Origin of the sequence: Aeromonas sp. s11 (assembly GCF_040907945.1) — a bacterium.
GTDB lineage: Bacteria > Pseudomonadota > Gammaproteobacteria > Enterobacterales > Aeromonadaceae > Aeromonas > Aeromonas veronii.
The window spans coordinates 46,014-66,214 of record NZ_JBFOCU010000007.1; the positions used below are offsets into that span (position 1 = coordinate 46,014).

Annotated in this window: 13 protein-coding genes; 2 read left to right on the forward strand and 11 right to left on the reverse strand. The window is 61.4% G+C overall.

What is annotated here, in order from left to right; genetic code table 11:
• Nucleotides 1–58: 58 nt before the first annotated feature.
• The 4 genes from nudC to AB5Y84_RS01665 form a co-directional block, all read right to left on the reverse strand.
• Nucleotides 59–838 (reverse strand): NAD(+) diphosphatase, encoded by a 780-nt coding sequence (gene nudC / locus AB5Y84_RS01650; protein ID WP_368176243.1) that lies wholly within the window; start codon nucleotides 836–838, stop codon nucleotides 59–61.
• 222 nt (nucleotides 839–1,060) lie between these two features.
• Nucleotides 1,061–4,225, reverse strand: coding sequence for a bifunctional proline dehydrogenase/L-glutamate gamma-semialdehyde dehydrogenase PutA (gene putA / locus AB5Y84_RS01655; RefSeq protein ID WP_368176244.1), 3,165 nt, complete (start codon nucleotides 4,223–4,225; stop codon nucleotides 1,061–1,063).
• 329 nt (nucleotides 4,226–4,554) lie between these two features.
• The gene (locus AB5Y84_RS01660) at nucleotides 4,555–5,160 is read right to left on the reverse strand and encodes a TIGR04211 family SH3 domain-containing protein (protein ID WP_120415493.1); all 606 of its coding nucleotides are present in this window, start codon (nucleotides 5,158–5,160) and stop codon (nucleotides 4,555–4,557) included.
• Between the two features lie 146 nt (nucleotides 5,161–5,306).
• Nucleotides 5,307–6,059, reverse strand: a complete 753-nt coding sequence (locus AB5Y84_RS01665) for a potassium channel family protein (protein ID WP_005354446.1) — start codon at nucleotides 6,057–6,059, stop codon at nucleotides 5,307–5,309.
• Nucleotides 6,060–6,160: 101 nt separating this feature from the next.
• On the opposite strand from AB5Y84_RS01665, the gene AB5Y84_RS01670 reads away from it, so the two are divergent.
• Nucleotides 6,161–7,411: a methyl-accepting chemotaxis protein gene (locus AB5Y84_RS01670; RefSeq protein WP_005362726.1), complete on the forward strand. Its 1,251-nt coding sequence runs from the start codon at nucleotides 6,161–6,163 to the stop codon at nucleotides 7,409–7,411.
• Nucleotides 7,412–7,616: 205 nt separating this feature from the next.
• Nucleotides 7,617–10,490: a bifunctional [glutamate--ammonia ligase]-adenylyl-L-tyrosine phosphorylase/[glutamate--ammonia-ligase] adenylyltransferase gene (glnE, locus tag AB5Y84_RS01675; protein ID WP_257725522.1), complete on the forward strand. Its 2,874-nt coding sequence runs from the start codon at nucleotides 7,617–7,619 to the stop codon at nucleotides 10,488–10,490.
• A gap of 169 nt (nucleotides 10,491–10,659) precedes the next feature.
• Here glnE and AB5Y84_RS01680 read toward each other — a convergent pair whose 3' ends face one another.
• The 7 genes from AB5Y84_RS01680 to AB5Y84_RS01710 form a co-directional block, all read right to left on the reverse strand.
• On the reverse strand, nucleotides 10,660–11,487 hold the full coding sequence (locus AB5Y84_RS01680; RefSeq protein WP_368176245.1) for an HNH endonuclease: 828 nt from the start codon (nucleotides 11,485–11,487) through the stop codon (nucleotides 10,660–10,662).
• Nucleotides 11,488–11,845: 358 nt separating this feature from the next.
• Entirely contained in the window at nucleotides 11,846–14,056 is a 2,211-nt protein-coding gene (locus AB5Y84_RS01685; protein ID WP_368176246.1) for a glycoside hydrolase, read from the reverse strand.
• A gap of 108 nt (nucleotides 14,057–14,164) precedes the next feature.
• The gene (locus AB5Y84_RS01690; protein ID WP_257725525.1) at nucleotides 14,165–14,995 is read right to left on the reverse strand and encodes a DUF2861 family protein; all 831 of its coding nucleotides are present in this window, start codon (nucleotides 14,993–14,995) and stop codon (nucleotides 14,165–14,167) included.
• Complete coding sequence (locus AB5Y84_RS01695) at nucleotides 14,992–15,639, reverse strand: response regulator transcription factor (RefSeq protein ID WP_005335461.1); 648 nt, start codon at nucleotides 15,637–15,639, stop codon at nucleotides 14,992–14,994. Before AB5Y84_RS01695 ends, AB5Y84_RS01690 begins: the two co-directional genes overlap by 4 nt.
• On the reverse strand, nucleotides 15,636–17,018 hold the full coding sequence (locus AB5Y84_RS01700; RefSeq protein WP_257725526.1) for a sensor histidine kinase: 1,383 nt from the start codon (nucleotides 17,016–17,018) through the stop codon (nucleotides 15,636–15,638). The genes AB5Y84_RS01695 and AB5Y84_RS01700 overlap by 4 nt, the downstream gene beginning before the upstream one ends.
• A gap of 146 nt (nucleotides 17,019–17,164) precedes the next feature.
• Entirely contained in the window at nucleotides 17,165–19,327 is a 2,163-nt protein-coding gene (locus AB5Y84_RS01705; protein WP_368176247.1) for an AsmA family protein, read from the reverse strand.
• A gap of 132 nt (nucleotides 19,328–19,459) precedes the next feature.
• Nucleotides 19,460–19,966, reverse strand: a complete 507-nt coding sequence (locus AB5Y84_RS01710; protein ID WP_368176248.1) for an NUDIX domain-containing protein — start codon at nucleotides 19,964–19,966, stop codon at nucleotides 19,460–19,462.
• Nucleotides 19,967–20,201 lie beyond the last annotated feature (235 nt).

The window sequence follows — 20,201 nt, forward strand, 5'->3', positions numbered from 1 at the left end:
AGAGCGCCCCGTTTTTAAAATGAAGTGCAAAAAGGTTGGCGAAAAGATAAGCGCTTCGTTACCCCTCGCCCGCCAGCGAACGCTCGATCAGCCGCCGGGCGATGGTGCCGTGGGGCGGCAAACGCGGCAAGCGGTCGGCGGTAAAGAAATCGGCAGCCACCAGTTCGTCATCCTGCACCCGGATTTCGCCGCTCTCGTAGTCGGCGGTAAAGCCCATCATCAGGCTGTGGGGGAAGGGCCAGGGCTGGCTCGCCACATAGCGCACATTGCGCACCCGGATGCCGCTCTCCTCGAACACCTCCCGCGCCACGCACTGCTCGAGATTTTCCCCCGCCTCCACAAAGCCGGCCAGCACGGTATACATGGGATCATCCGCCTGATAGTGACGGCGATGGGCCGCTAGCAGGATCTCCGGCCCCTTGCGCACCGCCACGATAATGCAGGGTGAAATGCGCGGATAGGCCGTGTGGCCGTGGTGGCACACCTGCGCCCACTCCCCCGACTTCGGGGTCATGGGGGCGCCGCACTCGCCGCAGAAACGGTGGGTGCGGCGGAAGGTAACGAGCTGCCAGGCGCGGCCGGCGAGACGAAACCCCTCTTCATCCCCCGCCACCATCAACTGGCGCAGAGGGCTCATAGCGCTCGTGTCGGCCTCATCACCCAGATCGAGCAGATAGCAGGGCAGCCCCTGCCACTCGTCAAAACGCTCGAAAGGGGCGTCAGCCAGCGCTGCGGGCAGGCACGCTTTACTGCCCTGTGGCACCTCTCCCTGCTGATCGAGCAGTACCAGATGATCGCCCCCCAGCACGAACCAGCGGGCTTGTTCGGTTAATGACATCAGATAAACACTCTCGTTAAAACAAAACCCAAGCCACGGCTGGCCGACCAAGGGGCAAACGCCGCACGAATGGCTCCCATCTTACGACCAGCACGGGTCGCTGACGACCCCGCTGTGGCCGATTGTCCCATTCGTAAAAAACGGATGGCGCAAATTAAAGAGGCCGCCCGAAGGCGGCCCGCTGTTATCCGGTATCCCGTATCCGGCCTCTATCGACGCGGATCAGGCATCGCCCATCGCCAGCAGGGAGGCGTTGCCGCCCACAGCCGTGGTGTTGATGGTACGGGTCTTCTCGGTAACAAACCGCCCGAGATAGTGAGGGCCACCCGCCTTGGGGCCGGTGCCGGAGAGCCCCTGGCCGCCGAACGGCTGCACCCCGACCATGGCGCCGATCTGGTTGCGGTTGATGTAGACGTTGCCGACGTTGATGCGGCTCGCCAGCTCCTCGGCGTGAGATTCGTTGCGGCTGTGGATCCCGAGCGTCAGGCCGTAACCGGTGCCGTTGATGTCGCTGATCACCTTGTCCAGATCCCGGATTGCGTAGCGCACCACGTGCAGGATGGGGCCGAACTGCTCCTTGGCCAGCTCGCGGATGGAGCCAATCTCCAGTGCGGTCGGCTGGACAAAGTGCCCTTCCATGGTCGCTGCAGGCATCGGCGCCTGGGCAATCAGGCGAGCGCGCGGCACCATGTAGGCGAGGTGAGCATCGAGACCGGCCTTGGCATCGGCATCGATCACCGGGCCGACGTCGGTATTGTGCTCGGCCGGGTTGCCCACTTTCAGCTCCTGCATGGCGCCGGTGAGGATCTCCAGTACCCGTTCGGCGATCTCCTCCTGCAGGTAGAGCACCCGCAGGGCCGAACAGCGCTGACCGGCGCTCTGGAAAGCGGCGCTCACCACGTCGCGCACCACCTGCTCCGGCAGGGCGGTGGAGTCGACGATCATGGCGTTCTGGCCGCCGGTCTCGGCGATGAGTGGCAGGATGGCGCCATCGCGCTGGGCCAGGGTCATGTTAATGAGCTTGGCGGTCTCGGTGGAGCCGGTGAAGCAGACGCCGCCAATGCGCGGATCGGCTGTCAACTTGGCACCAACGGTGGCACCGTCACCGGGCAGCAGTTGAAGCACGTCGCCCGGAATACCTGCCTGATGGGCCAGAGTCACCGCCAGATGGGCGATAAGGCCGGTCTGCTCGGCAGGCTTGGCGATGACGGTGTTGCCGGTGGCCAGCGCAGCTGCGATTTGGCCGAGGAAAATCGCCAGCGGGAAGTTCCACGGGCTGATGCAGACAAACACCCCGCGTCCCTGCAGGAACAGCTCGTTCTGCTCGCCGGTGTAACCGGGCAGCAGGGTCGCCTGCCCCATCAGGCTGCGCGCTTGCACCGCGTAGTAGCGGCAGAAATCGACCGCTTCACGCACCTCGTCGATGCCATCTTGCAGCAGCTTGCCCGCCTCGCGGGTACAGAGGGAGACAAACTGCTCGCGGTTCGCTTCCAGCAGATCCGCCAGCTTCTCCAGCGCGGCAGCACGCTCGCTCACCGGGGTTTCACGCCAGCGCGGGAAGGCAGCGTGGGCAGATGCCAAGGCCTGCTCCACCGCCTGCTCGTCGGCCCAGTGGAGCTTGCCGACGGTGAAGCTCACATCCTGCGGGCTCAGCACGGTGCGTGCCTCACTGCGCTTGAGGGTCTCACCATCGACGATGGGCCCTGCCAGCCACTGCTTGCTCTCCAGCTCTTTCAAGCGGGCGAAGAAGGGGCGCTGGATGGAGAGGATGTTCATGTTGACGCCGCTGGAGTTCTTGCGGTCGCTGAAGAGGTTCACCGGCTGCGGAATGCGGTCGTTGGCAAAGCCGGAGTAGCGCTTGAGGGTGCGCAGCGGGTGCTCGGCCAGTGAATCCACCGGGGTATTGGGATCCACCAGCTTGTGAACGAAGGAGGTGTTTGCCCCGTTCTCCAGCAGGCGGCGCACCAGATAGGGCAGCAGATCCTTGTGGGCGCCGACCGGCGCATAGATGCGGCAGTGCAGGCCGGGATTGTCGTTCAGCACCGCGTTGTGCAGCTCCTCCCCCATACCGTGCAGACGCTGGAACTCGAACTGGCGATCACCAGCCATCTCCAGAATGCTGACCACGGTATTGGCGTTGTGGGTGGCGAACTGTGGAGCGATAAAGCCGCGAGTCGGCTCGCTCAGCAGGTAGCGGGCGCAGGCGAGGTAGGAGATATCGGTGCCCGCCTTGCGGGTAAAGAGCGGGTAACCGGGCAGGCCCGCCTGCTGGGCATATTTCAGTTCGCTGTCCCAGTAAGCGCCTTTTACCAAGCGAACCGGAATGAGGTCACCCTGCTCGCGGGCCAGCGCGGTGAGCCAGCAGAGTACCGGCAGGGCGCGCTTGGAGTAGGCCTGCACTACCATGCCGAGCTTGCCCCAGCCACGGTTGGCGTCGGAGCGGTAGAGCTGCTCAAACAGATCCAGCGACAGCTCGAGGCGGTCCATCTCCTCGGCATCGATGCTGATGGCCACATCCTTGTCGCGGGCCAGACGCACCAGCCCCACCAGCCGCTCGCACATCTCGCCGAGCACCCGCTCGCGGTTGGCCACGTCATAGCGTGGATGGAGCGCCGAGAGCTTGATGGAGATGGAAGGGGCCGGGCCGCCGTCGCTGATCCGCTCGTTGCCCACCGCCTCGATGGCGTTGCGGTAATCGGTCAGATACTTGTCGGCATCCTGCATAGTCAGCGCCGATTCGCCCAGCATGTCGTAGGTGTGGGTGTAGCCCAGTTCGCGGGATTTGCGGCTCGCCTTGAGCGCCTCCTTCATGTCGCGCCCCAGCACGAACTGCTTGCCCATGATCTTCATGGCGGCATACATGGCAGAGCGCACCACCGGCTCCCCCAGCTTGTTGACCATGCGCCCCAGCAGGTTGGCCGGGTTGCCGTCCAGCTTTTTGTCGAGCTTGATGATCTTGCCGGTCAGCATCAGCCCCCAGGTGGAGGCGTTGACCAGAGTAGAGTCGCTCTTGCGGAAATGGGATGACCAGTTGGCGCCGGAGAGCTTGTCCTTGATCAGGGCGTCGGCGGTCTCGGCATCGGGAATGCGCAGCAGCGCCTCGGCCAGACACATCAGGATGATCCCCTCCTGGGTATCGAGGCTGTACTCCTGCAGGAAGGCGTCGATACCGTCACCGGAGCCGCTCTCCTTGCGCACCTTGGTCACCAGAGTACGGGCACGCTGGGTCACCTGCTCCAGCGAGGCGCCATCCCCCGGCAACATGGCCGACAGTTCGGCCAGATAGGCATTTTCATCCACCACGTAGTTCTGGGTGATGGCTTCGCGCAGGGCGGCCAGATCAGAGGGGATATAGTCAGCGGCAAGCACTTGAGTAGCTTTGAACATATGGGGTCTTCCTGTACGCCCTAGGGCTGATATCGACAAAGGCGGACGCGCCGCCGAAACGCCGATAATGTATACAATGTTGCACCCTATATGAAATGAATTTGTTGCCACTCTTTAACAAAGATCGCTCATTCCCCCCATGAACTCCCTTTTGAAGCCAATACGCCAGCAAGCGTGAGGGTCATCTGACTTCATTTTGTATACGATCTGCCGCTGCTCTATCGCAAAGCAGCCACGCATTCCGCCCAATACCGGATGTCTCCAATGTGCCCAAAAAAAGAAGGGCCGCCACGGCGACCCTTCTCAGCAATTCATTCAGCCAGAGGCTGTCAGTTCATCCAGCGATCGCCACGGCTGCGACGACGGGGCAGCATCGGCAGCAGGATGCCGAGCAGGATCCCCACCCCCACCATGGCACCACCACGGATAAACCAGTCCATCTGCATGTCGTGCTCCTGGTTGTCGTAGCTCTGGGTCAGGGCATCATTCTGCTCTTTGAGATTGCTCATCTCCTCACCCTGACTGACCAGCTGGGCCTTGAGGGCGGCGATCTCCTTGCTCTGGGCAGCGATCTGACCATCCTTCTCGGTGAAGCGTTTCTCGTTGTCGCCGTTAAGGTTCTGCAGGCGATCTTTAAGCTCATCGCGCTCTTTTTCCACCTGGGGCAGACGCTCGCGCAGGCTGATCTGGCTCTGCAGTTCGCTGTTCTTGATCCACCCCTCGCGGCCACGACCGTCCACCACCTGGGTGAAACCGGCCTCGCTGTTCACCGCCTTTACCTCCAGCGGTTCACCAGCCTTGACGCTGCCAAGGATCCGGTACTGGGTACCCGGGCCATTGTGGATATAGGTAAAGATGTTGTCTGAAACATAACGGGTATCGGCCAGTGCCTGTTGGGCACACAAGCAGATCAAAATCCCGAGAAGGGCGCGCATGGTCGATCGATTCTCTTTTTCAGGTTTGGACAAGAGGTTGAATGTTAAGCCGCCAGCAGGTTAAAGGACAAGCAAAGAAAAAGCACCTCCCCCGGATTAAAGAGCGCAGAGTTGCGAGTCACCTCGCAACTTGCCCGTCTGCGGTCTCACTTGTTTTTCAGCTCCTGCACCTCGCTGCGCAGGGCACGGATCTCCCGCAGCAGCTCCTCTTGCTGGTTGTTGTAGTGATGACGCCACTTGTCGGTCTCGCCATCCCCCTTGTTGGGCTGCAAAAACAGGCTGGCCATAAAACCGCTGATGGCACCGAACAGACCCACTCCAAACAGGATCAGCAGGCTGGCGACAAACCGCCCCTCCTCGGTCTTGGGCACCAGATCCCCGTAACCGACTGTCGAGAGGGTCACCAGCGTCCACCAGAACGCGTCGTAAGGTGTCTCAATCTGGCTGCCGGGCTGGCCTGACTCAATCCAGTACATGACGCCGGAACCCACCCCCAGCAGCAGGAAGAAGAGGAACAAGATGCCGGAGAGGGTGGTCTCGTTGCGCTCGCGACGGAACATGGCCCAGAGATCCGGGTGCTCCTTGAACAGCTGATAGACCCGCCACAACTGGATCAACCGCGCCCAGCGCAGTTGCTCCGCCATCGGCAGGCTACCCGGCAGATAGATCCAGTTGGCCTTGAAATAGGCCTTGCGATCAGAGGCCCGGATCCAACCATAAGCAAAGTGCGCGAGGAAGAAGTAGCAGATCAGACTGTCGAGGTCATAGAAGAGCTGCAGGGTCTGTGGTGTCAGGCTCTCATGGCCCCACCAGCGGGCCGTCACCAGCACAACCGAGATAATCGACAGAAATGCCATCAGCAGATCCATCGCCCGCAGATGAGTTAAGTGATGTCGCATACATTTTCCAACTTTAAGCACAGTGCAAATTAATAAAAGAGAAGATAATGCCGATAGTCCTGAGGGCAAAGGAAAAAACGGCTTTTAAAAGGAGAATGACAATGCAGCTGAACCTGCTGGAGAAAAGAATGAGCAACATCCGGTTGGTACCCAAAGTGGTGCTGCTGATGGTGTTCAGTACCCTCCTGCTACTGACAAAACTCTGGTTTGACGCCAACAATCTGGAAGCGACCCTGCTCAGCGAAGGGCTCGATCCCGCCAAGGCGGATGCGATCTCCAATCGCCTGCTCTGGACCGGCCTGATGGAGACCGCCATCATGGGGCTGCTGTTCGTGATCCTGCTGCTCACCGGCTCACGCCTGATGGTCAAGCAGGTGCACTATCTGGTGGGCCTGCTGGAGCGCTTCGCCAAGCGGGACCTCAGCCACAAGGTACTGCTCAAGTCTCGTGACGAATTCGGTGACATCGCCAAGGCGGTCTCACACTCGCAGGAGAACCTCAAAGAGGTGTTTGGCAACCAGCGCGCCGCCTGCAAGGAGCTCAACGACATCGCCTCCCAGGTGACCCTTTGCATGGAAGAGGCCAACGAAGCGATCAACGAAGAGTTCACCCAGATCGAACAGCTGGCCAGCGCCATGAGCCAGATGGTCGGCGCCATTCGCGAAGTGGCCGCCCATGCGGATCAGGCCTCTCACGCCACCGCCGAAACCAGCCAGCTGGCGGAAGAGGGGAGCCGCTGCGTCGCCGATACCGTCAGCACCATCGACACCCTCTCCGGCAACATCCAACGCTCCGCCACCGTGGTCAACGAGGTGGAGCAGGGGGTCGAGCGCATTGGCTCTGTGGTCGACACCATTCGTGGCATCTCGGAGCAGACCAACCTGCTGGCACTTAACGCGGCAATCGAAGCGGCTCGCGCCGGTGAAGCGGGTCGTGGCTTTGCCGTGGTGGCCTCCGAAGTGCGCGAGCTGGCCAACCGGGCTCAGGCCGCCACCGTCGAGATCCAGAAGATGATCGAACAGCTGCAGGGCAATGCCCATCAGGCTGGCGAGCTGATGGCCCAAAGCGTACAGCAGGCCGACAAGGGGGTGGAACAGGTGACCCAGGCCGGTACCCAGCTCGCCACCATAGTGCAGCGGGTACAGGGTGTCGCCGACATGAACCGCCACATCGCCGCCGCCTCCGAGCAACAGAGCTCGGTCGCCGAAGAGATGCGCGGCAATCTGGAGCAGGTCAAGCAGATCGCCGAAGGCTCCGTCGTGGTGCTGCGCGAGCTGCAAGAGGCCTCCGAGCTGGTCGAGCAGCACAGCAAGGAGCTCGACAGCCAGATCCAATCCTTCAAGCTGGCGTGACCACAGCGAATAGACAGAAAGGCCCTGCGGGGCCTTTCTTCATATCCCCACCAGCAACCCATTTTCCTTGCCGGATCATGCTTCTCGCCCCTGCGCTGTGACGCGGGGGCCTGACAGTGCTAGATTGGCAGCCACCATTTTGAACCGGCAGCGTTGTTAACCCCGTGTCGTTAACCCGCTGTCGTGAACCACAAGGACGGCAACCGTGGCCCAGCACTCTCCCTCTTTCTCCGCCCTCTCCCCCCTGCTGCAAGAACAGGCCGAACGCCAATGGCAGCGGCTGATCGAACTGGCCCCCGACTATGGCAACCAGCCCGAGCCCGTTCGCCAGACCCTGCTGACCCTGCTCGGTCTCTCCGATTTTGTCGCCGACTCCCTTTTCAAACAGCCGGCGTTGCTGACCGAACTGCTCGCCTCCGGTGATCTGGATCAGGCCGAACGCTGGCCCGCCTACCAGCGCGATCTGACCGCCCTGCTCGCCGAGGTGAGTGATGAAGAGGCGCTCAAGCGTATCCTGCGCCAGTTCCGCCGCAGCCGCATGCTGGTGATCGCTTGGCGCGAGCTGCTGGGCCATGCGGCGGTGGAAGAGAGCTTTATCCACCTCACCAAACTGGCGGATGCCCTTATCTGCTCCGCTCGCGACTGGCTCTACGCCAAACAGTGTGGCGAGCTGGGCACCCCGATGGACGGCAATGGCAACCCGCAACCGCTGCTTATCCTCGGCATGGGCAAGCTGGGAGGTGGCGAGCTGAACTTCTCCTCGGATATCGACCTTATCTTCACCTTCCCCGAGAACGGCTACACGGTTGGCGGGCGGCGCGAGCTCGCCAACCAGCAATTTTTCATCAAGCTGGGCCAGCGCATCATCAACGCCCTCCACCAGCCCACCCAGGATGGTCAGGTGTTCCGGGTCGATATGCGCTTACGCCCCTTTGGCGATGCGGGGCCGCTCGCCATCTCCTTTGCCGCCATGGAGGATTACTACCAGCATCACGGCCGCAACTGGGAGCGCTACGCCATGGTCAAAGCGCGGGTACTGGGGCCCCAGTGCGAGCACGCGGTGGAGCTGGCCGAGATGCTGCGCCCCTTTGTGTTTCGCCGCTATATCGACTTTGGCGTTATCGACGGCCTGCGCCAGATGAAGGCGATGATCGCCGCCGAGGTGCGCCGCAAGGGGCTGGAGGGCAATATCAAGCTGGGGGCCGGCGGCATTCGCGAAGTGGAGTTTATCGCCCAGGCGCTGCAACTTATTCGCGGTGGTCGCGAGCCGGCACTGCGGGTGCGCCACCTACCCGAAGCGCTGGCCGCCATCGCCCAATGCGGCGCCCTCGAGTCCGCCCATTGCGAGCGCTTGCTGGCGGCCTATCGCTTCTTGCGCCGGGTCGAGAACATATTGCAGGAGATCGGCGATCAGCAGACCCAGACCCTGCCCACCGAAGAGCGGGATCGCCAGCGGCTGATCGCCGCCCTCGGTTTTGCCGACTGGAGCGCCTTTATGGCTCATCTGGATGAGGAGATGGCCGCCGTCCATCAGGAGTTCGCCGCCGTGGTGGGGGAAGAGAAAGAGGCACCCGCCCATCTGGAGCAGCTCTGGCTCGATCTCTGGCGCACCGAGCTCGATGCCGCCGAGCTGGAAAAATTGCTGACCGCGCAGGGGGTGGCCGAGCCCGCCCCGCTCTGCAGTGCCCTGCTGCGCTTCAAGGAGGAGTACAAGCGCCGTCAGGTGGGGCCGCAGGGGCGCATCGCGCTGGACTGGCTGATGCCGGAGCTGCTGCGACTGGTGGTGGCCAGCGAGCAACCCGCCCGCCTGTTCGAGCGAGTGTGCGAGCTGCTGACCCGCATCTTCACCCGCAGCGCCTATCTGCAGCTGCTGGCGGAGAACCCGGGCGCCCTGCGCCAGCTGGTGCGGCTGTGTGACGCCAGCCATCTGGTGAGCGAGCAGCTGGCCCGCTACCCGATTTTGCTGGACGAACTGCTGGATCCCCAGCACCTCTACCACCCCACCCCGCTCGATCAGTACAAGCCCCAGTTGCGCCAGTTCCTGCTGCGCATCCCCGAAGAGGACGTGGAGCAGCAGATGGAGGCGCTGCGTCAGTTCAAGCAGGTGCAGCTGCTGCGCATCGTGGCGGCCGATATCGCTGGCGCACTGCCGCTGATGAAGGTGAGCGACCACCTCACCTGGCTGGCGGAGGCGATCACCGAGGAGGTGGTCAATCAGGCCTGGGCCCAGATGAGCGAGCGTTACGGGGTGCCGCCCGAGGTGGCAACCAGCGGCCAGCACGGCTTTGCGGTGGTGGCCTATGGCAAGCTGGGCGGCATTGAGCTCGGTTACGGCTCGGATCTCGATCTGGTGTTTCTGCACGGCGGCGACCCCAACAGCTACACAGATGGCCGCAAACCCATCGACAGTCGCCAGTTCTATCTTCGTCTGGCGCAGCGGATCCTGCACCTGTTCAGCACCCGCACCCCATCCGGGATCCTCTACGAGATCGATATGCGACTGCGCCCCTCCGGCGACTCCGGCCTGCTGGTCTCGTCGCTGTCGGCCTACGAGCAGTACCAGCAAAACGAGGCGTGGACCTGGGAACATCAGGCGCTGGTGCGGGCTCGCCCCATCTATGGCGATGACGCCATCGTTGCCGAATTTGCCCGTATCCGCCGCGATGTGCTGGCCAAGGAGCGGGATCTGCCGACCCTGGCCCGCGAGGTGCGCGAGATGCGCCACAAGATGCGGGATCACCTGCTGAAAGCGGGTGCTGGCGAGTTCGACCTCAAGCAGTCCCCCGGCGGCATGGTGGATATCGAGTTTATCGCCCAGTATCTGGTGCTGGCCCACGCCTGCGGTGAACCCGATGCCCTCACCCGCTGGTCTGATAACGTACGCATCTTCGACGAGTGCGTGATGGCGGGGGTGCTGACCCTGGAGCAGGCGGAGGGGCTGAAACAGGCCTATCTGGAGATCCGCAACCTCGGCCATCGCCTCAACCTCTCGGAGATCTCCCGCAAGGTGAGCGACGATCAGCTGCAAAACGAGCGCAGCCATGTGCTCGCCGTCTGGCACAAGCTGCTGGGGGAGTGAGATAAACCACAGCAGGTTCAACGAGAAAGGGGCGCTTGGGCGCCCCTTTCTAACATAAATATCAGCTACAAGCTCATATTTTCTTCATATAACACTCAATAGCGGTGAGCTGGATCCTGTTTCAAGCATACGGTTGCTTTCTCTTGTAATCTACTTTTCGGATAGTTATTTAACCATCAGCCCGAAAAACATGCTTTCGATGATAGGAAAGGAACTCCTCATGCTGGGGATAACACCATCGCAATTTCATAGACCGTGATATGCCCAGCGAAATCGCATCAGTTTCGGAAATCTGAGGTGAAAATATTATTTCCCCATCGGCATTGAATGATATAAAACCTCTATCAAACGCCAAGTCGATATTAGGCAGAAGCAGTAATCCATTAGTCATGCTCAGTGCTTCAGAGGGAGTGCAGTCGCACCAAGGTTTTATATGTGATGCCACCAAGAGGTTGGTGTTTGCGAACCCAGTTACCGAACACCCTTCCCAATGACTGATAAGACGTTCACGAAAAAGACCTTGGCCTATTCGTGCTTGGATTACTATCTCTCGAGTTTTTTGAGGTAACGCTTCCAATTCGTTCCTTTTTTCTTCCAGCTCAGAAAATACATTTCGAACGACAATGGGAGTGACAATACCAAGCTGCTCAAGTGCTGTGGCGACATCCTGCTTCAGGATCCACTGAAAGTGCCCGTGCTTGTCTTTTTCTTCGCTTGCATCGCATATGGCGAAAGTCCAAACAGGCTTTCCATCTCTGCTTTGTTCGGGCTCTAAACCTAAGAGATTGCTCAGTTCATGAGCGAAGCTACCGTATTGCTCATTTCCCGTACTGTAGTTGTCGTAGCCAGCAGCGTTTGCCAAGCTGGATGCCGTAATTCTACGGCCTTCAGATCTATAGTTGGCTTTAAGCATTTCAAAACCGTTTTGAATCTTTTTCGATTTTTTCTTAAATAATGTTTCTAGTGCAGCTAGATATGAAATAGGTTCTCTGTCCATTAATGCTCCTTTTTTGAGTTAACGCCGCACTCTGCGAAAAATTCGTCACATAGGAACATATTATTATTTCCATTCAGGTTGGACAAGCCGAATAGTTGCGTTGATTGATGCCTTTTGACACTATTTAAGCAGCCAGCATTTACAGGACCTAAAGAAAACACGTCAATGACGAGCTCCTTCCAACGTCATTTTTTGTATATATTTTCTTGGTTTGGTTTGGTTTGGTTTGGTTTGGCGAGTAAAAAATAGACATTCCATTCCGGCCGCTCCCTTAGTTTACTGATGGCTCGGTACGCTACCGCTTCCAATATCGGACCCCCATTCCCTTTTGTAAGCGGCAAACTAACCGAAACCTGTTTCAACGCACCCCATCTGGTTGCGAAAAAAACTGCAACCGCTTGCCATCGGGCAACAGCGCCAGCACGCTCTGGCTCGCCAGCTTTATCCCTGCCAACTCGGTGGCCGGGCCGAAGTTGGCTATCAGTCGAGTGCCATCGGCAAACTCGCTCTGCTGCACAACTCCTTTTTTGTCGAGCCAGCGAAAACCGATGAGGGGCTGGTTGTAGAGCCGCTCATGCAGCGGGCGGAAGAAGGCATCGAGCCCCTTGAGATAGGGAATGCGCGCGCTGGCACTATCCAGACTGAGGTTGAGCAGGGGCGGCACGTTGTAGAGCTGCTGCAACAGCTCGGTGACCTGACGACTCTCCCTGAACTTGAGGTTGTCCATCGTCCAGTGGTGGGTGGTCACTATGCTGTCGTGAAAGACGCTCTGAAACAGCGGCAGCCGCAGCGCAGGATCGAAGTAGAGCCCCTGATACTCAGGTTTTAGGTGGCTCTGGTGAAAGAAGAACGCAGGCTGATAGTCGGGATACCAGGCCCCCAGATAGTAGGGAGAGCGCTTGTTGCGGCGCATATCGGGATCCTGCCAGCCAAAGCCGCTGGTCTGGGGGCCGTGGGCAAAGGCCGCGGTGCGGTTGGCAACCGCGCCGCCCTCCTCGGAGCCCACCAGCACCCCCTGACTCCTGGCAATCCACGCCATCCCGGCCATCCGGTTTTGCGCATCCTGCGCCTGGCTGGTCGGCTTGGCCGGGTCGAAGTCGTCAAACACCATGCCGGTCGCCGCCACATCGAGGAACCAGCTGTTGTAGTGGCTCGCCTGCTGCAACCAGGGTACGCGCTGTTCCATCACCGGGCGCACGCAGGCCTGATTGGTGTAGACGCCGCTATTTTGAAAGCCGCTTTTGCGCCGTCCATTCTCCTGCATGATGCCGCAGCGCAGGTAGCTATCCTGCCCCATCTGGGCGGTGAGCCAGCTCTGCTGGCGATTCCCCTCCGGCAGCGCGGTATCGTAGGAGTCGTAAGGGGCGATGAGATAGCCCGCCACTTTGGCAAGCGCTATCCCCTCTGGCGCGGCAAAACCGGCGGTCCACTGGGGCAGACCCAGCCAGAGTTTGGGTAGTCCAGCCAGCTTGAGAGCGGCGATCATCTTGGTCGAGCTGCCATCACCCCAGCTCTGTGGCTCGTTGAGCGCAGCCCCCAGTTGCGTGGCCGCCAGCGTGCGCCGGGCGGCAAAATCAGCCGGTTGCTGACCCGGATGGCGCAGCACGAGCGCCTGCTCAACTCCGGCCAATACCAGATTTTGCAGATAGCGGTTGCGCTCAAGATCGGGCGCTTGCAGCGCCGTTTTACTCTCCCCCTTGAGCCAGTCGGCAGGGATCAGGCGACGCAGTGCGGGCCAGCTCTTCACATCCTGTGGCACCAGCAGTCGCTCGCCCCAGAGATAGAGGTGAGAGGCACCAATCAGCCGCTTGCCATCCGGTACTGCCGCCAGCTTGCTCTCGAGCGAGACCAGCTCGCCCCGCTCCTGCAGCCAGCTGCGATAGGCCTTGCCCGCCGCCAGCCAGTCGTTGCCCGGTTGCAGCGAGACCGCCACCTCATAGGGGTCGGTCAGATTGAGGCGATTGACGCTATGGGTCGCCGTCAGGGCAATGCCATCTTTCCCGGGCGTAAAAGTGAGCCGGTTGTTGAAGGGGTTGGCAAAGAGGATCGCCAGCTGCTGATCGCCGTGATCCAGCCCAACCACAGGCAGGGTCAGATTATCCGTGGTGTTGCTTCCCTGATACTCCTCAACCAGCGCCTTGCGCCACGCAGTGTGAGTAGCCGGAATGCGAAAACCCTCGTGGATCGGCAGCATCAGCGCCTGTGCCCCTGCCGGCACCCGCGGCCACACCAGCTCACCGGCAGTTGCGCGGCTCAGGGTGAGGATCAGGCGGTTGCCCTCAAGGCGCGCCAAGGCCCGCACCTCGCCATCGGCATGGGTCAGCCAGCTGGCGCGCTCCCCCTCCTGCTGCAGCGTGGTGACCGGTTGGCGCGGACCGGGGGAAGAGATAGCAAGGTGCTGGCCCGAGGGCAGGATAGCCTCGGCCGCCAGAGTGGCGGGATCCAGCTCGATGCGCCACTGATCGTTGGCAAGGGTCAGCGCCTCCACAGGCAGTGAGAGCGGGGAGAACAGCGGCGCCAACAGCAGCAACGGGCGGATCCGGCTCGCGAATTCGGGGGGAAAAGTCATGGTCGGTGATTCCTGATAACACACGGGAATCGCCATTTCAGCAGATTGGCCGCCTGCGATTGTCAGGCCAATGTCAGGATTGCGTGCAACTGACCATCACGACGACCATTACTCAACCGGCCCAGCCTGACTGTGGCTTAGCTGCAACACCAGCTGGCCGCGCTGGCTGGTCTGCACCAGCGAGAGGGTACGCCAGCTGTCGGGCGTGGCAGCAGGCCAGTTCACCGGCTCATCGGGCGCAATGCGGTGCCACCAGAGCAGGGAGTATTGCGGGCGGGCCAGCACCGCCTGATCGAGCCAGAGCGGCGTGCACGAAGCGGGATTGGCGGGGGGATTGGCCACCGCTTGCGGCGAGCGGGAGAGCCAGTCCAGATCCTGCACCGCAGGCAGTGGCAGCGCCACCTGCCAACGCAGGCCCGCCACCGTCAGCCGCAGCTGATAGAGCCCGGCTGGCAAAGGCGTCGGTAGATCGGCCCCGACAACCCTGACTCCGGAGTTCTCTTCCGCCTCCCACTGGGCACCTGCCAGTCGGTCACGGCCAGCGGAATCGATAAGTTCCGCGGTGGTGATGGGCCCCTCGCCGGTCAACTGCACCCGATAGTCCCGCAGCAGCGGCGCATCGCGCTGGATCAGCTCAAGGCGCAGCTCGCTCACCCCATCAGGCAGAGTGAGCGGGAAATCCTTGCCGCAGTGCTGGGCACTGAGCGCAGCCAGCATCCCCTGCCAGCTACGGCGCTCGGCATCACTTGTGAGGGCGGGCCATGCCTGCTGCAAAGATTGCCAGGCGTGCCGGTTATCCCCCTGCAACAGCGCCAACGTAGGCGGTTGCAGCGGGTCGGCGCGATCGGGGGCCAGACCCTCTGTTGCCATCACGCAGCTTGCATTCAGAAGGCCGCCGCTTAGAGCCAACAGCAGCCCAGCCAGCGTTGCACGCTTCACGCTGGCACCTCCAGCCGGTAGCCGATGCCGCGCACCGTCTCGATGGCCAGTCCGGGCAGCTTCTGGCGCAGTTGCAGAATATGGGTATCAACGGTTCGGGTGGAAGGAAACGCCTGATAGCCCCATACCCGGTTGAGGATCTCCTCCCGGCTCAGCACCCGCCCCGCCATCCGCACCAGCAGGGTGAGCAGGGCAAACTCGGTGGGGGTAAAGCTCACCTCCGCATCCTGCCAGCTCGCCTGCATCCGGGCGGGATGAAGCTGCAAGCCGCCCACTGCCTGAGTGCCATCCCCCAGCTGACGCAACTGGGCCCGGATCCGCGCCAGCAGCTCGTCGTGGGAGAAGGGTTTGGTCAGGTAGTCGCGCGCCCCCGCATCGAGCCCGGCCACCCGATCGCTCACCTCCACCCTTGCGGTGAGCACGATCACCGGCAGCGCCTTGCGCGCCAGCCACTGGGGTAGCCAGTCGAGGGCATCCCCCTCCGGCATGGTGCGATCGAGCAACACCAGATCCGCCGCCAGCCACTGCTGCTCCGCCGCAGCCAGGGTGTCGCACCAGAGGCAGCGATACCCCTCGCGGGTCAGATAGCGTTGCAGGTTCTCCGCCAGCAATGCCTCGTCTTCGACAAGTAGGATGGTCTTCATGATTCGGGGTCGCTCCAGAGTTGGCAGGGCAGCGTCAGGGTGAAGGTGGTGGGCGGGCCGGATAGGGCGAGGCGCCCGCCAAGACGGCGCAGCAGATGGCGCACGATGGCAAGCCCCAGCCCCAGACCATCGGCACGGGCACCGCGGCGCAGCAGGGTAGCGAGCCGATAATTTGGCAGCTCGCCGCCATCGCTGACTGCGAGGCTCAAGCGCCCCGCCTGCCAGCTGGCACAGATCCGAACCGGCGCGTGGCCATGCTGGCTGGCATTGCGCAGCAGGTTGTCGAGGGCGAGATCGAGCCAATAAAAGGGGAGCGCCAGAGTCATCTCCCGCTCAAGGCAGAAGGTAGCGCCATGCCGCTCACAAGCCAGGGTGAGCCACTCGGTGAGACTGACCGCAACCCGCTCATCCTCGAGGGTCTCTGCCGCCAGATAGTGGCGACTGGCCTGCGCCAACTGATGCAGACGGGCGACACTGCCCAGCAGCTGACCCACGCTCTGCTGGGCGGAAGGGGGCAGCCGGTCGAAATCGTGGCGCAGCTCCTCGCTGATGCCGGAGAGCGCCATGATGGGGGTACGCAGCTCGTGGGTCAGCATCTGCAATGCGACGCGCCGCTCCCGCAGCAGGCGCCAGCGCTGCCAGCTGGCCCATCCCAGCAGCAAGATGAAACCAAGGGAGCTGGCCAGCGCCAGCCACTGCCAACCAAGCGTGGGGCGCTCGTTGATGCAGAGTGCGCCGACCCGCTCCTGGCAGGAACTATCGACCCGACTATCCAGCGTTACACCAAGCCGCTCGGCCAGCGGTTGCCACTGCCCGGCACCATAACGGCGCCACTGCCCATCGGCAAGCAGCCAGATCTGACCCGATTGCAGCAGCCAGCGATCCCCCCGCAGCAGGGCATCGAGGTTGTCATCATCAAGCTCGCCAAGCAGCCCCAACCGGTCGCGCCGCTCCCGCACATGGAGCAGAGCGTCGAGCCCGGCCGCCGGATGACCAACCTGCCAGCGAGCCGAGCTGGAGCCGCCCAGCGGATAGACGGGGTGAGCGGCAAACCAGCGGGTCGAGGGCACAGCCCCTTGGCCGCAAAGCGCTCGCAGCAGTGGCAGCCACTCGGCGGGCAACTCATTCTCTGTCCCGCACTCCTGCTGATAGAGATAGATGGCCTGCAACTGACGCAGCGGGTAACGCTGCCAGGCAGGATGAAGAGAGTCGGGAGCAAGCAGGCGCCGGTCGAGCCGCTGCACCTCGTCAAGAGGCTGCGCCTGTTCGGGAGCCTGCCTGGCCAGCTCGCCCGCCAGACTATCCGCCAGCGGCCCGGCCAGCACCGGAGAAGCCATGCCGTAGCAGATCAGGGAGCAGAGCAGCAGGATCAGGCGCATGGGTTCAACTCGAGATGACTCCGGATGAAGACACAGCAGATCACTGCGCCATAAAAAAATGTCAGCGCCATTTTTCAATGGCGCTGACATCCGGTCAACCGCTAACGGCATTGGCGCGGCTCCCGCCAGCCCATGAGAACTATCACCTATTTGAACAGTCCCTTGAGCAGCTGGTCAGCCACCCCTTTGACGGCTTCATTGTCGGCCTTGTCACCCAGCAGCTTCTTGAGGCCGCGTTCGGCCTCCTTGCGCGCCTTATCCTCCAGCAGCTTGTTGTTGCTAAGCAGCGCCTTCACGTCGAGCTGGTAGCTGGGGGCCTGCCAGTGACCGCCGATCCGCACCGGAATGGTGATCTCTTTGAGCTCGTCCACATCCTTTCCTCCCTGCCCCTTGCTGCTCTCGACAATGGAGGTGAGGAACAGGAAGTCGAGGCTCTCCGGCACCAGCGCCGTCTGCCCCTCCCCCTTGACCCGCAAGGCGGGGGCAAAGAGCTGGATATCGTTGCTGCGGGCGATGCCATCGGCAATCTGGAAGCTGGCGGTCAGAGCGCTGAAGTCGGTCTTCCGTGCCTCCTTCACCTGCTCGGCCCCCTTGCCGGTGAGGGTAGCCCGCGCCTCGCGGATCATCTCCGGCAGGTTGATGCCATGTAGGGCACCATCGCTCAGTTTCAAGGTCACCTTGCCCAGCATCCCGTTGCGCAGTGCCAACTCAGAGATACCACGCCCCTGCACCTGCACATCGAGATCGCCCTTGCCCTCCAGCAGATCACTCTGAGCCAGAGTCTGCAACAAGGGGCGAATATTCACTCCGGCCACCTGCTTGTGCACCTTGTAGGTGGCGGGCTGCTGGCGCGCGTCGAGTACCCCGTTCGCGCTTACCTGACCGCCAGCCACGGTCGCGCTGAACTGTTTGAGCGTCAGCAGTCCCTTGGCCAGAGCCACCTGCAGATCGACTGCGCCGAGATCCAGCCCTTTCAGGCGCAGGCTGCCAAGTTGCAACCGACCATCCAGATCCACACCTTTGAGCGCGCCCAGATCCGGTTCAACCGCGGAGAGGGCTTCGCTCTTGCCGGTTACCGCTTTATTGTCACTTGCAGCGGTATTGGAAGCACCGGCCGCCGGTTTGTCCTCTTTCGCCTGTGCGGTCGTGGTCGGTACCGATTTGGCGAGCCATTTGTCGAGATCCAGCTTCTCCCCCTTGAGATCGAAGCTGATTGCGGGAACGGCACCAAGCTGCACGCTTCCATCACCACTCAGCAGCGCCTCATCGGCACTCATCACCAGCTTGCTCAGGGTAATCAACTGCTTGTCGAGCTCGGCACGGGCAAACCCGGCCAGTTTCAGCTTCATTTGCGGGCGCGGCAGCGCATCACCTTCCAGCGCTGCCGTCAGCAGCACATCGGAGAGCTCGGCCAGCTTCATCTCTTTATCGAGCCGTCCCTTGAGCGTTCCTTCCAGCGAGCCAGCCAGTGAAGCTTGCTGCCCCTCGACCTTGGCTCCTTTCAGCGCCAACGTGAGGTTGCTCCACTCACCCAAGGCCAGTCGGTCTCCCTTGATGGAGAAACTGTCGAGTCGCAGGGACGGGTCACTCAGGCTGCCGCTGACGCTCAAGTCTTTCAGTTCACTGGCCATCACCTCCTGCGCCAGCTTGATCTGGGTCTGCCCTTTAACATCGAAAGCGAGCTTGTCGGCACTCCCCTTGGCGGCCAGCGTCACGGGTACCCACTGATCGGTGGCCAGCTGCCCCATATCGAGATCGAGGCGATCCAGTCGCAGCGAGGTGCCGCTGCGATCATCCTGTACCAGCGCACTGGCCTGGGAGAGCGCGACACCCTGCAAGCTGATCTGCCAGGGCTTGCTATCAGCGGTTGGCGCAGGAGTTGCGGGGACGACTGGTTCGCTTGCATCAGCAGTGGCATCCTTGATCAGTCCGCTCAGATTGGAGCTGCCATCCGCCTTGGTCTGGATAAAGAGATGGGCACCACTCAGGGTCACCTTGCCGATCTCCAGTCGATGGGAGAGCAGCGGCAACAGGGCCACCGAGGCCTCCCCCTGTTCGAAACGAACCAGATCCGGCTCGGCAAAACCGGCCGGATTGCGCAGGGCGACCTTCTCCAGCGAGAGGCCGAGACTCGGCCAGAAACGCCAGTCAATCTCCCCCGCCATCACCAGTTCCCGGCCTGTGCTCTTGCGCACCTGTTCAGCCAGTTGGGGCTTGAATTGATTGGGGTCGATAAGGCTTATCAGCGTCACTATGGCCAGCAAGGCCGCCACGGCGATGCCGAGCAAGATGAGAACTATCTTCTTCACGATATGCTCCTTGAATCCGGATCCACTGCAGACTATACCACTCACCGTCTGACGAATGGCGTCTGCGGGACAAAAGCGGACAAGGATGAGACAGGGATGGTCGCTACCAATCCCCATCGTCATCAACAGGGATCAGGCTTGCAAAGAGGATTGCTGCAGCCGCGCCACCGCGGTGCGCGTCGACTCGAAAGCAAAGCGGGGCAAGGGAATATCGCTGATCTTCAGCCACTGACAGGCGGCCACATCGTCAGCCGGCTGGATGACCGGTTTTTCACTCAGCCTGATGGCGAAAAAGGAGTCACAGGTGTGATAGGTAATGCCATCGTAGGGATAGATATTGGGGAATGAGCCAAGATAGGTAAAAGGTTGGGCGCTGACATTGAGTCCCAGCTCCTCCTGCAATTCGCGCACCAGAGCCGCCTCCAGTGACTCACCGGGATCGACAAATCCTCCCGGCAGATCCAGCAACCCCTTGCCCGGATTGCCCGCTCTCACCGCAACCAGCACCTCATCCTGCCAGCAAAGCGCCACCATTACCGCAGTCGCCACATTCTGGAAAAAATGAAAACCGCAGCCACAACGAAACTCTTTGGGGCTGACGATCTGCAGGGTTTGACCGCCGCATTTTGGACAAAACATGGGCTATCTCCGACCAGATAAAGCGCCATTTTAAGCTGTTGCGACCGTCTTTTTATGAGTAAAACAGACGGGGAAGACGAGGAATTCAAAGGGAGAGGAATAAAACGGAGCAATTATCGGGCGATTTGCTGAAATTCAGGCAATAAAAAACCCCGCTCGATGAGCGGGGTTTCTTGTATTGGGTGCCTGGCAGTGTCCTACTCTCGCATGGCGAATGCCACACTACCATCGGCGC

Bases quoted from the DNA above. Each gene is read 5' to 3' on its own strand.
- nudC (WP_368176243.1), bottom strand. From the start codon at position 838: ATGTCATTAACCGAACAAGCCCGCTGGTTCGTGCTGGGGGGCGATCAT.
- putA (WP_368176244.1), bottom strand. From the start codon at position 4,225: ATGTTCAAAGCTACTCAAGTGCTTGCCGCTGACTATATCCCCTCTGAT.
- AB5Y84_RS01660 (WP_120415493.1), bottom strand. From the start codon at position 5,160: ATGCGCGCCCTTCTCGGGATTTTGATCTGCTTGTGTGCCCAACAGGCA.
- AB5Y84_RS01665 (WP_005354446.1), bottom strand. From the start codon at position 6,059: ATGCGACATCACTTAACTCATCTGCGGGCGATGGATCTGCTGATGGCA.
- AB5Y84_RS01670 (WP_005362726.1), top strand. From the start codon at position 6,161: ATGCAGCTGAACCTGCTGGAGAAAAGAATGAGCAACATCCGGTTGGTA.
- AB5Y84_RS01680 (WP_368176245.1), bottom strand. From the start codon at position 11,487: ATGGACAGAGAACCTATTTCATATCTAGCTGCACTAGAAACATTATTT.
- AB5Y84_RS01685 (WP_368176246.1), bottom strand. From the start codon at position 14,056: ATGACTTTTCCCCCCGAATTCGCGAGCCGGATCCGCCCGTTGCTGCTG.
- AB5Y84_RS01695 (WP_005335461.1), bottom strand. From the start codon at position 15,639: ATGAAGACCATCCTACTTGTCGAAGACGAGGCATTGCTGGCGGAGAAC.
- AB5Y84_RS01700 (WP_257725526.1), bottom strand. From the start codon at position 17,018: ATGCGCCTGATCCTGCTGCTCTGCTCCCTGATCTGCTACGGCATGGCT.
- AB5Y84_RS01710 (WP_368176248.1), bottom strand. From the start codon at position 19,966: ATGTTTTGTCCAAAATGCGGCGGTCAAACCCTGCAGATCGTCAGCCCC.